The 14,915-nt window shown below is 73.7% G+C and carries 14 protein-coding genes and 1 pseudogene; 8 read left to right on the top strand and 7 right to left on the bottom strand.

Annotated features, from left to right (window positions below; genetic code table 11):
• Positions 1–9: 9 nt before the first annotated feature.
• Positions 10–201, bottom strand: a pseudogene (locus tag QSK21_RS15075) (endonuclease/exonuclease/phosphatase family protein); the annotation flags it as partial.
• A 105-nt stretch (positions 202–306) separates the two neighbouring features.
• On the opposite strand from QSK21_RS15075, the gene QSK21_RS15080 reads away from it, so the two are divergent.
• Genes QSK21_RS15080 through QSK21_RS15095 form a run of 4 tightly spaced genes read left to right on the top strand, consistent with a single transcriptional unit; the run spans position 307 to position 4,239 of the window.
• Positions 307–1,248: an SDR family NAD(P)-dependent oxidoreductase gene (locus QSK21_RS15080; RefSeq protein ID WP_285696352.1), complete on the top strand. Its 942-nt coding sequence runs from the start codon at positions 307–309 to the stop codon at positions 1,246–1,248.
• 2 nt (positions 1,249–1,250) lie between these two features.
• Positions 1,251–2,135: an amidohydrolase family protein gene (locus QSK21_RS15085; RefSeq protein ID WP_285696353.1), complete on the top strand. Its 885-nt coding sequence runs from the start codon at positions 1,251–1,253 to the stop codon at positions 2,133–2,135.
• The gene (locus QSK21_RS15090; RefSeq protein ID WP_285696354.1) at positions 2,132–3,769 is read left to right on the top strand and encodes an AMP-binding protein; all 1,638 of its coding nucleotides are present in this window, start codon (positions 2,132–2,134) and stop codon (positions 3,767–3,769) included. The genes QSK21_RS15085 and QSK21_RS15090 overlap by 4 nt, the downstream gene beginning before the upstream one ends.
• Before the next feature lie 14 nt (positions 3,770–3,783).
• Complete coding sequence (locus QSK21_RS15095; RefSeq protein WP_285696355.1) at positions 3,784–4,239, top strand: MaoC family dehydratase; 456 nt, start codon at positions 3,784–3,786, stop codon at positions 4,237–4,239.
• Positions 4,240–4,255: 16 nt separating this feature from the next.
• On the opposite strand, the gene QSK21_RS15100 is transcribed toward QSK21_RS15095, so the two are convergent.
• Together QSK21_RS15100 and QSK21_RS15105 are read right to left on the bottom strand one after the other, a co-directional pair.
• Positions 4,256–5,140 carry a PaaX family transcriptional regulator gene (locus QSK21_RS15100; protein ID WP_285696356.1) on the bottom strand — a complete coding sequence of 295 codons (885 nt, stop codon included), beginning with the start codon at positions 5,138–5,140 and terminating at the stop codon, positions 4,256–4,258.
• Between the two features lie 217 nt (positions 5,141–5,357).
• Positions 5,358–7,349 (bottom strand): acetoacetate--CoA ligase, encoded by a 1,992-nt coding sequence (locus QSK21_RS15105; protein WP_285696357.1) that lies wholly within the window; start codon positions 7,347–7,349, stop codon positions 5,358–5,360.
• A gap of 100 nt (positions 7,350–7,449) precedes the next feature.
• Between QSK21_RS15105 and QSK21_RS15110 the strand changes: the two genes are divergently transcribed.
• Positions 7,450–8,235 carry a putative protein N(5)-glutamine methyltransferase gene (locus tag QSK21_RS15110; protein ID WP_285696359.1) on the top strand — a complete coding sequence of 262 codons (786 nt, stop codon included), beginning with the start codon at positions 7,450–7,452 and terminating at the stop codon, positions 8,233–8,235.
• On the opposite strand, the gene QSK21_RS15115 is transcribed toward QSK21_RS15110, so the two are convergent.
• The gene (locus QSK21_RS15115) at positions 8,232–9,167 is read right to left on the bottom strand and encodes a carbohydrate kinase family protein (protein WP_285696360.1); all 936 of its coding nucleotides are present in this window, start codon (positions 9,165–9,167) and stop codon (positions 8,232–8,234) included. The genes QSK21_RS15110 and QSK21_RS15115 overlap by 4 nt on opposite strands.
• Positions 9,168–9,252: 85 nt before the next feature.
• Here QSK21_RS15115 and QSK21_RS15120 point away from each other — a divergent pair, with 85 nt between their 5' ends.
• The 3 genes from QSK21_RS15120 (at position 9,253) to QSK21_RS15130 (ending at position 11,569) form a co-directional block, all read left to right on the top strand.
• Positions 9,253–10,122, top strand: a complete 870-nt coding sequence (locus QSK21_RS15120; protein WP_285696374.1) for an NAD(+)/NADH kinase — start codon at positions 9,253–9,255, stop codon at positions 10,120–10,122.
• Positions 10,123–10,262: 140 nt separating this feature from the next.
• On the top strand, positions 10,263–10,412 hold the full coding sequence (locus QSK21_RS15125; protein WP_285696377.1) for a hypothetical protein: 150 nt from the start codon (positions 10,263–10,265) through the stop codon (positions 10,410–10,412).
• 74 nt (positions 10,413–10,486) lie between these two features.
• Entirely contained in the window at positions 10,487–11,569 is a 1,083-nt protein-coding gene (locus tag QSK21_RS15130) for a C45 family autoproteolytic acyltransferase/hydrolase (RefSeq protein WP_285696379.1), read from the top strand.
• 22 nt (positions 11,570–11,591) lie between these two features.
• Here the strand turns inward: QSK21_RS15130 and QSK21_RS15135 are convergent, their stop codons facing one another.
• The 3 genes from QSK21_RS15135 to QSK21_RS15145 are packed head-to-tail and all read right to left on the bottom strand — an operon-like array spanning position 11,592 to position 14,772.
• On the bottom strand, positions 11,592–12,662 hold the full coding sequence (locus QSK21_RS15135; RefSeq protein WP_285696380.1) for a LacI family DNA-binding transcriptional regulator: 1,071 nt from the start codon (positions 12,660–12,662) through the stop codon (positions 11,592–11,594).
• Positions 12,659–13,861 (bottom strand): MFS transporter, encoded by a 1,203-nt coding sequence (locus QSK21_RS15140; RefSeq protein ID WP_285696383.1) that lies wholly within the window; start codon positions 13,859–13,861, stop codon positions 12,659–12,661. Before QSK21_RS15140 ends, QSK21_RS15135 begins: the two co-directional genes overlap by 4 nt.
• A complete protein-coding gene (locus QSK21_RS15145; RefSeq protein WP_285696385.1) occupies positions 13,858–14,772 on the bottom strand; it encodes an ABC transporter substrate-binding protein in 915 nt (304 codons plus the stop codon). Before QSK21_RS15145 ends, QSK21_RS15140 begins: the two co-directional genes overlap by 4 nt.
• Between the last annotated feature and the right edge of the window lie 143 nt (positions 14,773–14,915).

A 14,915-nucleotide genomic window follows, 5' to 3' on the forward strand; every position in this document is an offset into this window, starting at 1 on the left:
GGTGCACGATCAGGGGCGGACGTCGATCCAGACCAGGCGGTGGTCGGAGCCGGGGAACGGGAAGGTGCCGGTCAGCCTCGACAGCGGATCGGAGGAGAGCGGCCAGAACACCGCGCCCCGTACCGGCCTCAGCCCCTTGGACGGCAGGACGTAGTCGGCCCGCAGGTTGCCCGGCGCCCCGTCGGCGAAGTCGGCCGTGTCGAACCTGGCCGCCGGCCTGACTCCTTCCATATATCAGGCAGATTATTGACGGCCGTAATAGGGATGACTAGCGTCATGGGCAGGCCGGATTCTCAGGAGGGGCGCATGCTGGAGGGCAAGGTCGCCGTCGTCACCGGCGCCGGGCGCGGGCTCGGCCGCGCCTACGCGCGGGCGATGGCGGCCGCGGGGGCCGCGGTGGTCGTCAACGACATCGACGCCGACGTGGCCGACGAGACCGTCGCGCTCATCGAGAGGGCGGGCGGGAAGGCCGTCGCCGAGGCCGGGGCCATCGGCGCGGCCGAGACGGCGGACGCGCTGGTCGAGCGGGCGGTGGAGGAGTTCGGCAGGCTGGACGTCATGTGCGCCAACGCGGGCGTCCTGCGCGACCGGACGCTGCGCAACACCTCCGACGAGGACTTCGACATCGTGATCCGCACCCACCTGCGCGGCACGTTCACCTGCGGGCGCGCGGCGGTCCGGCGGTTCCGCGAGCAGGGCGGCGGCGGGCGGCTCATCCTGGTCGGCTCGCCCGCCGGGCAGCGCGCCAGCTTCGGCCAGACCGCCTACTCGGCCGCCAAGGCTGCCATCGTGGGCCTGGTACGGACGTGGGCGCTGGAATGCGAGCGGATGGGCGTCACCGTCAACGCCGTCATCCCCACCGCCCTGACCCGCATGGTCGCGACGATCCCGGGCTTGGGCGAGCTGACCGAGCGCGCGGAGCGGGGCGAGCCCGTCCCCGAGGCGATGCGCCGCCGCGGGCTCGGCACGGCCGACGACGCCGCGCCCGCGGTCGTGTTCCTGGCCTCCGACGCCGCGGCGGGCATCACCGGGCAGTGCCTGGCCGCCGGCGGCGACCGCCTGGCACTGTGGTCCCACCCGCAGGAGGTGGCCGTCGCGGTACGGGACGGCGGGTGGACGCCGGAGACCGTCGCGGCGATCTTCCCGTCGGTGTTCGAGCCGCGCCTCCAGGACTACAAGCAGGCACCCCCGCCGGGAGCGGCCACGCCACCCGGCACCAGCACCCCCGAGAAGAAGGGCGCCCAGTGACCATGGCGATCGACCCAGGCGCCGTCACCGCCATCGATGTCCATGTCCACGTCCACGCCTCCGTCCGTTCCGGCGGTGAGGAGGACGGCGGCGGGACCCTGAAGGACATGGCCGCGTACTTCAAGGCCGGTGACGTCAGGGCCAACACCACCCGTGACATCGCCGCCTACTACCGCGAACGGGACATGGGCGCGGTGGTGTTCGGCGTGGACGTCAAGGGGCGGCCGAACGAGCACGCGGCGAGCAACGCGGAGATCGCGGAGCTGGCCGCCGAGAACGCCGACGTGCTGATCCCGTTCGCCAGCATCGACCCCTCACGCGGGGCGGACGGCGTACGGGAGGCCAAGGAGCTACTCGCGTCGCACCCCGGCATCCGCGGGTTCAAGTTCCACCCCAACTCGCAGGGCTTCTTCCCCAATGACCGCGAGGTCTACCCGCTGTACGAGGTGATCGCCGAGCACGGCCGGATCGCGCTGTTCCACAGCGGGCACACCGGGGTCGGCGCGGGCACCAGAGGCGGCGGCGGGATCCGGCTGAAGTACTCCAACCCGATGCACGTCGACGATGTCGCGGTCGACTTCCCGGACATGCCGATCATCCTCGCGCATCCCTCGTTCCCCTGGCAGGACGAGGCGCTGTCGGTGGCGTTGCACAAGCCGACGGTGCACATCGACCTGTCGGGATGGTCGCCCAAGTACTTCCCGCCCCAGCTGATCCAGTACGCCAACACGCTGCTCAAGGACAAGATGATGTTCGGGTCCGACTATCCCGTGATCACGCCGGAGCGCTGGCTGGCCGATTTCGAGAAGCTGCCGATCAAGCCGGAGGTCCGGCCGCTCATCCTCAAGGACAACGCCGCCCGCCTCTTCGGGCTCGGAGGCGGATGATGAACGAGAACTTCGCCACCGTGCTGGAGACGGTCGCCGACGAGGCCGGCGACCGCGTCGCGATCATCCACGGGGACACCCGCAGGACGTGGGCCGAGCTCGACGAGCGCGCGTCGCGCCTGGCGGGGTTCCTGTCGGGCCGGGGCGTCGGGCACGGCGACCGGGTGGCCATCGCCATGTACAACGGCCCCGAGTACGTGGAGGCCCTGCTCGCCACGATGAAGGTGCGGGCGATGCCGGTGAACGTCAACCACCGGTACCGGGCACGCGAGCTGACCGAGATCTTCGGTGACTCGTCCGCCTCCGCGCTGTTCGTGGACGCCTCCCTCACCGGGGAGCTGGCCCGCGCCGAGGCGCCCCTGCTCAAGACGATCGTCCGGGTCGGGGAGCACGGGGACGGCGAGGACCCGCTCGGCGGGCGGGCCGTCCCGTTCGCCGAGGCGCTGGGCGGCGAGCCGATGCCGCGCATCCCGCGGTCCGGCGACGACCACTGGCTGATGTTCACCGGCGGCACGACCGGGCGGCCCAAGGGCGTCCTGTCGCGGCACACCACGCTGTTCTCGATCGCCATCTCCAACGGCTACCGCGTCATGGAGGCCGAGACGCCCTCGGACCTGGAGGGGCTGCGCGCCTCGACCCGGCGGCTGCTGGAGCACCCGCGCCGCATGATCTCGCTGGTGCCGCCGCCGCTGATGCACGCCACCGGCGTCTACACCTCGTTCGGGGCGCTGCTGACCGGCGGGACGGTCGTCTACCCCACCTCCCGCTCCTACGACCCCGAGGAGCTGGCGGAGCTGGCCGTCCGGCACCGGGCGACCGACCTGTGCCTGGTCGGGGACGTGTTCGCCCGCCCGCTCGTCGCCACCCTGGGCCGCGCGGCGCGGGAGGGACGCCCCTACGACCTGTCCTCGCTGCGCCGCGTGTTCAGCGTCGGGGTCACCTGGAGCGCGGAGGTCAAGGAACGGCTGCTGGCGTACTGCGACGCCATCCTGGAGGACGTGATCGCCGCGTCCGAGGGCGGCCCGTTCGCCCGCTCGGTGACCACCCGGCGCACCGGCCGGGTCCGCTCCACCTTCGAGCTGATGCCGGGCGCGCGGGTCCTGGACGACGAGGGCCGCGACGTCGAGCCGGGCTCCGGCACGGTCGGGAAGCTGGCCGCGCCCTCCTCGACCGAGGTCGAGTACCTGGACGACCCGGAGAAGAGCGCCGCGACGTTCGTCGACATCGACGGGACGCGGTACGTCGTCCCCGGCGACATGGCGACCCTCCAGAAGGACGGCTCGCTCGTCCTGCTCGGCCGCGGCAGCCGGGTGATCAACACGGGGGGCGAGAAGGTGTTCGCCGAGGAGGTGGAGCAGGTGATCGCCCGCTGTCCCGGCGTGGCCGACGTGATCGTGGTGGGCGTGCCGGACGAGCACTGGGGTCACCGCATCGCCGCCGTCGTCGCCCGGGAGCCGGGCGCCGGCGAGGATCCGGACGCCGAGACGATCAGGAACGCCGTGGCGGCCGAGCTCGCCGGCTACAAGAAGCCGCGGGACGTGGTGTTCGTCGAGCAGGTGCGCCGCAGCCCGTCCGGCAAGGCGGATCTGACCTGGGCGCGTGACGCCGCGGCGCGGGCGCCGCAGGCGGGTTGAGAGAGGAGAGCGCAATGGCGACCACCGCGGTCGGAGTCGAGGGCCTGAAGGCCCTGGAGGGGCAGCACCTCGGTCACAGCGACTGGCTGGAGATCACCCAGGAGCGGGTGAACCTGTTCGCCGAGGCGACGGGCGACCACCAGTGGATCCACGTCGACGCCGAGCGCGCCGCCGCCGGGCCGTTCGGCGGGACGATCGCGCACGGCTACCTGACGCTGTCGCTGATCCCCGTGCTGATGCCGCAGATCCTGAAGATCGAGGGTTTCGCGATGGGGGTCAACATGGGCACCAACAAGGTGCGCTTCCCCTCGCCCGTGCCGGTCGGCGCCAAGCTGCGCGCCGGCGCCTCCCTGGACCGGGTGACCCCGCTCGAGGGCGGCGTGCAGAACACGGTCACGGTGACGTGCGAGGTCGAGGGGGCCGACAAGCCCGCCTGCGTGGCCGAGGTCGTCCTGCGCTACTACACCTGATGGATGAGCCGGCCCGCTAGGACGCCTCCAGCCGCGGCGCCCATTCCAGGACCCGCTCGGCGATGCGCTGCGCCGGGGCCTGGTACCGCCGCCGCAGCCGGAGCGTGACGTGCTCGGCGCGCACCGCGGGCCAGTCCGCGGGCAGGTGCTCGACGGGCAGCCGCGGGTCCTCCCTGACCAGCATCAGCCACTCGGTGAGCAGCAGCAACTGGCGGGCCAGGTCGTCGCGCGCCTCGGGCAGCGGGTCGGGACGGTCCCAGCGGTCGAGGAACGCGCGGTAGCGGGCGGCCAGCGCGTCCAGGTCCCAGGCGTCGGCGATCATCTGGTCGACGTCGGTGGGGGCGAGCATGGTGGCGCGGAACGCCTTGACGTGCTCGACCACGTCCAGCCCGTCCAGCAGCCGGTCGACGTCCACGGCGGCGGGGGTCAGCCACAGCCCGTTCTGCAGCAGCCCGAACCCGGCCCACGACAGCCGGGAGCGCAGCAGGTGCCGATCGCCCCGCTGGCGTTCGGGGAGGGAGAAGCCCAGCAGCGTCCAGTGGCCGTCCCAGTCGCGGTTGACCGCGGGCTGCCGCCAGATCCGGTCCTCGCCCTCGCGCAGCACCTCCTGGGCGCGGCCGGTGAGCCCGTAGTAGACGCGCTTGCCGTACCGGTAGCGGACCAGCAGGCCCCGGCGGGTCATCCGGGCCAGGGTGGAGCGCGCGGCGTGCTCCTTGACCCCGACCCGGTCGAGCACGTCGACCAGCGCGCCGGAGAACACCGCGTCGTCCGGCCGCTCGTACAGGTGGGCGCCGCAGAAGGTGAGCAGCAGCGACTGCGGGCGCATCCAGGGCGCGTCGGGGGAGCCGCGGCCCGGAACGCCGCCGGGTGCCGCCTCGCGGAGGTCGTCGCCGCTCGTCACGGTTCCCCATTGTCGCGGTCGCGCGTGCCGCCGCGCGCCCCGCGACGATCAATCGGCAAAGTCTTGACGCCCGTCATCACAATTTCAGTGTAATGCCCGGGCGCCGGGGAAGGCTCCATGGTCATTGACGTGCACGTCCCTCTTCGAGGGCAACGCCCGCGCCGTCTTCTCCCGGTGGAGGCCCGCCGCCGCGGCGGCGGGCCGGCCTCTCCCGGCGTTACGCGAAGCGCGCTGCGAGCCGTTCGAACACGTCGAGGAGGGCCGGGTCGCTGACAGCGCCGTCGCTGACCACCTTCGCCCGCGGGAGGCCCTGCAGCAGCCGCTTGACCGGGATCTCCAGCTTCTTGCCCGTGATGTTGTACGGGATCCCCGGCACCTCGATGATCTCGTCGGGGACATGCCGGGGCGAGCACCGGGCGCGCAGCTCGGCGGCGATGTGCTCGCGCAGGCCCTCGTCCAGCTCCGCGCCCTCGGCCGGCGCGACGAACAGCACCAGCCGTCCCGGGCCGCCCTCCGGATCCTCCAGGTGCACCACCATGCTGTCGGCGATCTGCGGCACGTCGTCCAGGACGGCGTAGAACTCGGAGGTGCCCAGCCGGACCCCGCCGCGGTTGAGGGTGCCGTCGGACCGTCCGGTGATCCGGCACGAGCCGTGCTCGTCGAAGATCACCCAGTCGCCGTGCCGCCACAGCCCCGGGTACGTGGAGAAGTAGGTCTCCCGGTACCGCACGTCCCCCGGGTCCTTCCAGAAGTAGATCGGCATCGACGGCATCGGCTTGGAGATCACCAGCTCGCCGGGCTCGCCGATCACCGGGCGCCCGTCGGCGTCCAGGGCCTCGGCCAGCACGCCGAGGTTGCGGCAGGCGATCTCGCCCGCGCGGACGGGCAGCATCGGCGACCCGCCGACGAACCCCGTGCACACGTCCGTGCCGCCGCTGCCCGACTGCATGTAGAGGTCGGGGCCGACGTGCGTGTAGACCCAGCGGAAGCCCTCGGCGGGCAGCGGCGAGCCGGTGGACAGCATGCCGCGCAGCCGCGACAGGTCGAACATCCTGCCCGGTTCGTGCCCCTTGCGGCGTGCCCGCATCAGCATCGCCGCGCCGCAGCCGAACGTGGTCACCCCGGTGTCGGCGATGACCCGCCACAGCTCCAGGTCGTCGGGATGGGTGGAGCTGCCGTCCATCAGCACGATCCCCGCCCCGACCAGCAGCGCGGCGATCACGTTGTTCCACATCACCCAGCTCGTCGTGCAGTAGACGAAGTAGCGGTCGCCCGGGCGGATGTCGGCCTGGAAGCTCTGGTTCTTCAGCTTCTCGATGACGATGCCGCCGTGCGAGTGGACGATCGCCTTGGGCAGCCCCGTGGTCCCGGAGGAGAACAGGATCCACAACGGGTGGTCGAACGGCACGGCCGCGTACGCAGGCGGCGCCGGCTCGGCGAGCAGCGCGTCCCAGGTGAGGTCGCCGACCGCGCCGCCCTCCTCCGGGTCGAGGTACGGGACGGCGACCGTGGTGCGCACGGTCGGCAGGCCCGCCCGGATCGTCGCGACCTCGCCGCGCCGGTCGATCTCCTTGGTCCCGTACCGGTAGCCGTCCACGACCAGCAGCACGACCGGCTCGATCTGCTGGAAGCGGTCCAGCACGCTGCGCGTCCCGAACTCCGGCGCGCAGGCCGCCCAGATCGCGCCGAGGCTCGCGGTGGCCAGCATCGCGATCACCGCCTCGGGGATGTTGGGCAGGTACGCCGCCACCCGGTCGCCCTCGCGCACGCCCAGCTTGCGCAGGCCCTCGGCGGCCCGTGCGACCGCGTCGCGCAGCTCTCCGCGCGTCAGCTCGCTCGGCCCGCGGGTCTGCGACCGGGCGATGACCACGGTCTCCTCGTCCGATCCGCGCAGGCAGTTCTCGGCGAAGTTGAGGGTGGCGCCGGGGAACCAGCGGGCGCCGGGCATCGACGCGTCGGCCAGCACCCGTTCGGGCGCCGAGTGCGCGATCGGCTCGAAGAAGTCCCAGACCGCGCCCCAGAAGCCGGTGAGGTCCTGCACCGACCAACGCCACAGCTCGTCGTAGCCGTCGAAGGTCAGGCCGCGCTCGCGGGCGGCCCACTCCAGAAACCGGCCGAGACCGCTGGCCGCGATCGATTCGGGCGTCGGTGTCCACAGGATCTCGCCTCGGGTCTCACCGGACGCGGATTGCTGCACATCGATGCTCATGAACGTCCTTCTCGGGACGGGAAATTCACGCGTTCACCATGCGTTACCGGCGTACCGTCCCGGAAGTCGCCTTCCGCCCTCCGGTAGGGTCGGGCTCCTCATGTCGACACCACCAGCCGATTCCCCGTCCGCGGTGGCCGCGCGGCTGCGCGCCGCGGGCTGCGTGTTCGCCGAGGACGAGGCGGACCTGCTGATCTCGGCGGCCCGCACGCCCGGCGAACTGGAGGGGATGGTCGCGCGGCGTGCCGCGGGGCTGCCGCTCGAACACGTCCTGGGATGGGCGGAGTTCCACGGCCTGCGGATCGCCGTGGACCCCGGCGTCTTCGTCCCGCGCCGACGCACCGAGTTCCTGGTGGACCAGGCCCTCGGGCTCGCCGCGTCACCGCGCGTCGTGGTCGATCTGTGCTGCGGCTCGGGCGCGGTCGGCGCGGCGCTGGCCGCCTCCCTGGGCCCGGTGGAACTGCACGCCGCCGACATCGACCCCGCCGCCGTCCGCTGCGCGCGCCGCAACCTTGCCGGTGTGGGACGCGTGTACGAGGGCGACCTCTACGGGCCCCTTCCGGACGGCCTGCGCGGCCGGGTGGACATCCTCGCGTCCAATGTGCCCTACGTCCCGACCGGCGACGTCGCCCTGCTGCCCGCCGAGGCACGGCTGCACGAGCCGAGGACGGCCCTGGACGGCGGCGCGGACGGTCTGGAGGTCATGAGGCGGGTGACCGAGGGCGCGCCGGAGTGGCTGGCGCCCGGCGGGATCCTGCTGTTCGAGACCAGCGAACGGCAGGCGCCCGCGGCCCTCGACGCCGTCGCGGACGGCGGCCTGGAGGCGCGGCTCGCGTCCTCCGGCGACCTTCACGCCACCGTCGTCATCGGGATCCGCGCTCCCTAGACGTCGCCGCGCCAGGGCGGGTCCGCGCCGGGGACCAGGCAGGTCCGCGCCGCGTTCTTCACGGCGAACTCCACGGCACGCTCCACCTCGTCCAGGGTCAGGTCGGGCAGGCGCCCGCCCAGCCTGCCGTGCTCGTCCAGCCAGTGCAGGAGCCCGGCGTTGAACGCGTCCCCGGCCCCCACCGTGTCCACCGGGTCGATCGCGGGCGCGGGGACGGTGACGCGGGCGCCGTCCAGCGAGACCAGGGCGCCCCGCGCGCCGAGGGTGACGACGACGAGCCGGACGCCGTCGCGGTGGAAGGCGTCGCAGGCCCGCTCCGGCGCGGCGCCGGGCCACAGGTGCTCCAGGTCCTCGTCGCTGAGCCGGAAGAGGTCGGCGAGCGTCGTCCACCGCCCGAGCCGCTCGCGGTACAGGTCCGGCGCGACGAACGACGGCCGGACGTTCGGGTCGATCGAGACGGTCGCCCCGGCCTCCCGGGCCGCGCCGAGCAGGGTCTCGATGAGCGGGCCTCCGGGGTCGCGGGCGAGGGCCATCGACCCGGCGTGCACGCACCTCACCCCGCCCGGGTCGAGGCGGGCGAGCTCGTCCGGCGTCCACTGCCAGTCGGCGGTTCCGTCGGCATAGAACGCGTAGGCGGCGCGCCCGCCCGGGTCGAGCGAGGCGATGGCGAGGGTGGCGGGCTCGGCGGCGGTCACGGCGGCGGACAGATCGACCTTGGATCCGGCCAGGTGGTCCCGGATCAGGTCGCCGAGCGGCCCGGTGGCCAGCCGTCCCAGGAACGTGGTGGGCGTGCCGAGCCGGCTCAGGCCCACGGCCGTGTTGACGGGGCTGCCGCCGGGGCGCACCCGCAGGTCGAGGACGCCCGTCCCGGCCTGGCCCGACGGAAGGAAGGCGTCGGCCACCGCCTCGCCGATCACCGCGATGTGGTTCATGGCCCAAGCCTCCCCCGGGAGGCTTCCGGCGGGAAAGGCCGGGTCGTCCGTCGTCGCGGGCGGCCGCCTCCCGTACGGTGCTGGCATGGGGGAGACTCGCACGATCGGACTGGTGCTGCATCCCGAGCGCAACCCGCGGACCGCCGTCAACACGATCGTCGGATGGGCCACCGGCCGGGACGCCACCGTGCTCGGCCTGCCCGACGAGGTCGACAGGATCGACTGCGCCGCCGTCCCGGTGGACGCGTCGGAGCTGGTGGACCGCGCCGACCTGGTGGTCAGCCTGGGCGGGGACGGCACGATGCTGCGGAGCATGCGGCTGGTCTGCGGACGTCCCACGCCGGTGCTCGGCGTCAACCTGGGCCGCCTGGGCTTTCTCGCCGAGATCGACGTCGACCAGCTACCCGACGCGCTGACCTCCATCGACCGGAACCACTACACGGCCGAGCCGCGGATGGCGGTGATCGCCACGCTGCCGGACGGGCGGTCCGTCTCCGCGTTCAACGACATCGCCATGGTCCGCTTCCCCGGCGACGGGCTGACCGCCGTGGAGGTGTCGGTGGAGGGCCACTCGTTCGTCCGGTACTCCGGTGACGCGGTGATCGTGGCGACGGCGGCCGGGTCCACGGCCTACAGCTTCGCCGCCGGAGGGCCGATCGTCTCGCCCGCCGTGGAGGGCTTCCTGGTGATCCCGGCCTCGGCGCACTCGGCGTTCAACCGGGCGATCATGCTGTCGGCGGAGGAGCGGGTCACCCTGGAGCTGCTGCCGTCCTCGGGGACGCTGGCCCTGGAGGTGGACGGCCAGGTCCATGCCCATCTGGAGGTGGGAGACCGGGTGACCGTCGCCGCCGTCCCCGCCGCGGCCCGGGTCGTACGGCTCGGCGCCACCACCTTCTACGAGCGGGCACGCCGCAAGCTCCGGGTCAGCGGGAGCGTGGAGGCCGACATCCTCTAGGGGTCCCTCCGGCCGCGCGGGGCCAGGGTCCCGTCCCAAGATCCTTTTACCTGATCGGGTGGGAATTTTTCGGATCTTCTCCGACTTCAGATGGGTTGTCCTGACGGCACGCTCTCTCGTTCAAGGAGGTCAGCGACCCGATGAGCGCGTCTCTCGCCAACCCCCGCCGCACGCGCCTTGATCACTGGCCCGTGCGCGTTCCGGCGCCCGAGCGCGACGAGGAACGCGACCGCGAGCGCGAGCGCGACGCCGCGCCTCGCGAGGAGGACCGGCGGCCCGAGGCGGCCTGACGGTCCGTTGCGCCGCCGCCCCCCGGCCCCGCCGCCCATGGCGGGCGGCGGATCGCGCGCCCAGTATGGAGGGCATGGCCTTCCCCGCGTACATCGGCACCGGCACCACCGATCCCGCTCGCCGCGGCAAAGACTTCGGCGAGCGCGCCCGTGACGGGATCCGCCGGACGTTCCACTCCTACCTCGACCTGTTCGCCCTGGTGGGCGGCGACGACCGGGCCGCGATCCGCGGCTGGGGCGAGCAGGCCCTGCACCGCACCGCCCTGTGGGCGCCCGCGCTGGCGGACGAGATCGGCGCGATCGCCGCCGGGGCGGACCTGCCCGCCTGGCAGATCGGCGCCCTCAACGCCCGCACCGAGATCCTCGCCGCCCTCCGCGCCGGGAACCGGGGCGAGTGCTCCACGGCGGTCGCGCTCCCCGGACGTGGCCTGCCTCCCCGCACCATCCAGACCTGGGACTGGCACGTCCGCATGCGGCACGTGGGCGTGCTCCGCGCCTACCGGCCGCGGGAGGGGCGTGAGGTCCGCACCTTCACCGAGTTCGGCGTGCTCGCCAAGATCGGGGTGAACTCGGCCGGGCTCGGCGTCCACTTCAACATCCTCGAGCACACGGCCGACGGCGACGGGATCGGCGTGCCCGTCCACCTGGTCGCCCGCCGCATCCTGGACGAGGCGTCCACGTTGGACGAGGCGATCGGCATCGCCGCCGACGCGCCCGTCTCGGCGTCCAGCGCCATCACCGTCGCCACGTACGACGGCCGCGAGGGCGACGCCCGCGTGCTGGAGCTGTCACCCGCCGGGCTCGGCGTCGTCCCGCCGGGCGGGGACGGTTTCCTCCCGCACACCAACCACTTCCTCGACCCGGCGCTCGCGCCGGGGGAGCGGCGCACCGACGACCGTCCCGGCAGCCACGACCGCTTGGCGCTGCTCCGGAAGCGGTCGTACGCGCTGGCGAGCCGCGATCCCGGACTGCGGGCCGGGGCCCTGCTCAGCCACGCCCCCGGCCCTCCCGTGTGCGCGCACGCCGACCCGTCCCGGCCGCCGGACGAGCACTGGGAGACGCTCGCCACGATCATCCTCGACCTGAAGGGCCACCGCCTGCGCGTCCACGAGGGCGGTCCGTGCGGAGCGACCCCCGCCACCTGGCAGACGTTCTAGCAAGCCGTTCTGGCCGGCCGTTCTAGCGAGCAGCGTTCGGGGGAGCGGTGGAGTCGCGGACGATCAGGCTCACCGGAAGCAACAGCGAGCGAGGCGGGCGCTCGGGGTTGTCCAGGCAGTCGAGCAGCATGCGGGCGGCCTCGGCGCCGAGCTCGTGGTGCGGTACGCCGATGGTGGTGAGCGGCGGGCGCAGCTTGTCCAGGAACGGCATCCCGTTGTAGCCGACCACGCTGATGTCGCGGGGGCAGGCGATGTCCCGCTCGGCGAACACGTCGTAGCAGCCCAGCGCGATCAGGTCGTTGCCGGCGACGACGGCGGTGAACTCCGCGCCGCCGTCCAGGAGCAGGCGCATCGCGGCGGCGCCGTCGTCCTCGCTCCAGTGCGCGCATTCGACGATGAGCTGCGGGTCGTCGTCGAGCCCGTGGTCGCGGACGGCGTGCCGGAACGCGCGGGCGCGCGTCACGCCCGTGGACGTGTTGAGCGGCCCCGCCAGATGCGCGATGCGGGTGTGGCCGAGACCGGCGAGATGGGAGACGGCCAGCGCGACGCCGGCCGCGTCGTCCCCGGCCACGAACGGCAGCGCCGGATCCTGGACGCGGCGGTTGACCAGCACCATCCGCACGTCCTGCTCGCGCAGCCTGCGCAGCAGCGGGTGGTCCAGCACCGCGGTGGCGACGATCAGTCCCTCCACCTGCCGGGACCGCAGCGACTCGATCAGCGACCGCTCGCGCTCCGGGTCGTTGTCGGTGTTGACGATCAGCGCGCTGTAGCCCGCGTCCTCCAGCACCGCCTCGATGCCGCGCACGATCGGCGGGAACAGCGGGTTGGTCAGGTCGGGCAGGACCAGGCCGACCGTGGCCGACCGCGCGGTCTTCAGGCTGCGCGCGATCGGGTTGGGCTGGTAGCCGAGCGCGTGCGCGGCCCGCGTCACGCGCCGCACCGTCTCGGGGCTCACCAGGTCGCGCGCCTTGGGGTTGAGCGCGCGGGACGCGGTGGCGGGGTGGACGCCCGCGGCCTCGGCGACGGTGCGGAGGGTGGGCTGCCTCGGCTCGCCGGCCCCGCCCGGCTCCTCCTGGGTCTGGTCCGGCTTCATCGTCCGTGCTCCCCCTCCGGCCGTGTCCAGCGGGTGCGCCCCACGGTCGCGGCCAGGCCGAGCGGCACCGCCAGCGCCGCGGCCATACCGAAGATCTCGGCGTACCGTCCCGCCTCGGCGTACCCCCCGGCCAGGACGGCGGCCAGGGCGCTGCCCAGGAACAGGGCCATGGCGAAACCGGCGATGACGGTGGCACGCGCGCAGGGCAGCACCTCGGTCGCCCAGGTCTGGAGGGACGAGTGCATCGACACCCACGCCAGGCCCAGCAGCGCCGCCGCGGGCAGCGCCAGCTCGGGAGCGCGCGACAGCGCGGTCAGCGCGCAGGCCGCCGTGGCCGACACGGCGCCGAACGCGATGAGCCTGGACGTATGGACGCGCTGCGCCGCCTTCCCCGCGAGGCGCGCGCCCCCGAGCACGGCGATCCCGTACGCGGCGGTGACCGCGCCCGCGACCGACCCGCTCGCGCCCGTCGCCTCCACGGCCGCGGGCAGCAGGGTCAGCGCGCCGAGCACCACCATCCCCTCCACGAACGCCAGCCCGAGCACCATCAGGGTGGGACGGGAACGGGCGACGGCCGCTACGGGGGCGAGCACGCTGGCGTTGGCGCGCAGCAGCGGCGGCTCCGGGACGCGCCCCAGCGTGACGGCGAGCAGCAGCGCCGCGGTGCAGGTGATGACGAACGCCAGCCGCCAGCTCGTGAACTGCGCGAGCGCGCCCGCGCCCGCCGAGGCCAGTGCGGTGCCCAGCGCCGCCCCCGTCATCAGGTTGGTGATCTGTGGCTGGCGGCGCGGCGCCGGGATCGTGTCGCCGACGTACACCAGGCACGCCGGGATCGCCGCGCTGAAGCAGGCACCGGCGAGCCCCCGCGCGATCCCCAAGCCCAGCGCCGACCCGAGCGTCGCCGCGACGGCCGTCGCCGTGGCGGCCAGGACGAGCGCGGTGCGCATGGTGCGCACCAGCCCGAACCGGTCGGCGATCATGCCCCACAGCGGCTGCGTCAGCCCGTACGCCAGGAAGTAGGCGCTGGCCGCGTGCACCATCGCCGACAGCGGCGTGCCCAGGTCGCGGGCCATCGCGACCAGCATCGGCGCCATCGCGAACCGGTCCAGCGTGCTGACGAAGGTGACCAGGAGGAGCTGCCGGGGCGCCCGTTCGGGGCGGTCGCCGGGGGCCTGGCCGCGCCGGCGGGTTCGCCTCATCGGGCGTTCGCGGCGGGCAGGTCGAACAGCCCGCGGGACGGGTCGAGCGCGCCCGTGAGCGCGTCGCCGCCGCCCCGCCCGCCGGGCAGGTGACGGCGGCGCAGGGCGATGGCGGCCTCCAGCGCGGGCAGGTCGACGGATCCGTCCGCGATCAGCCCCTCGTGCGGGTCCTTCAGCCGGTCGAGGTAGCGGACGGCCAGCGTGCCGTCCAGGCCGAGCGCCACGGCCGCCTCCTTGGTGACGACGTCGTCGGCGGCGCCCGCGGCGATCCGCCCGGCGGTGTCGCGGAGCGCGGCGGCGAGGGCGTGCACGGCCTCGCGGTCGCGGTCGCCCGCCATCGCCAGCACCGTCCCGAGGTACGGGCGGGGGACGCCCGCGATGCGGATGGCTCCGGCGTCCTCCGCGCGCAGCTCGTTGCCCGCGTTCAGCATTGTGGCGTCGCAGCGTCCGGACAGCAGCGCCTGGAGCCTGCGGGGCGTGGAGCCGAGCGGCAGCACGCGGTAGGCGTCGCGGTCCAGGCCGAACGACTCCAGCAGCGCGTACATCGCGAGCGCGAACCCGGAGGCGGACACGTCCACCCCGATGGTCGCGCCGCGCAGGGCGTGCGCGGAGACGACGCCGGGACGCCCGTACAGAGCGAGCCCGAGACCGCGGTCGACGCCCGCGACGATCCGCACGTCGGCGGTGCCTCCCAGCGGGTTGTCCGGGACGAAGCGGTAGGCGATGACGTTGTCGGGGCTGGTGAGCGCCGCGTCGAGCTCGCCGTCCAGCAGCGAGCGGAACTGGGCCGGCGAGGACGGAACCGGGCGTTCCTCCACCTCCAGGCCGTACCGGGCCAGCACCCCCAGCCGCGCCGCCGCGCGCAGCGGCACCGACGGGCTGAACGTGCCGACCACCAGACGCCGCGTCACGAGAGGCCCTCCCTTGCACACCCGGCCACCACACTCGATTGCATCCGCCGCGCGAAAGACGCGCGGCACCCTTGACAGTAGCAGGAACACACAACATGCTCGGGCCCATCGCAATCGATTGCGGTGATCGATCAGGCGTCACA

Origin of the sequence: Actinomadura sp. NBRC 104412 (assembly GCF_030269515.1) — a bacterium.
GTDB lineage: Bacteria > Actinomycetota > Actinomycetes > Streptosporangiales > Streptosporangiaceae > Spirillospora.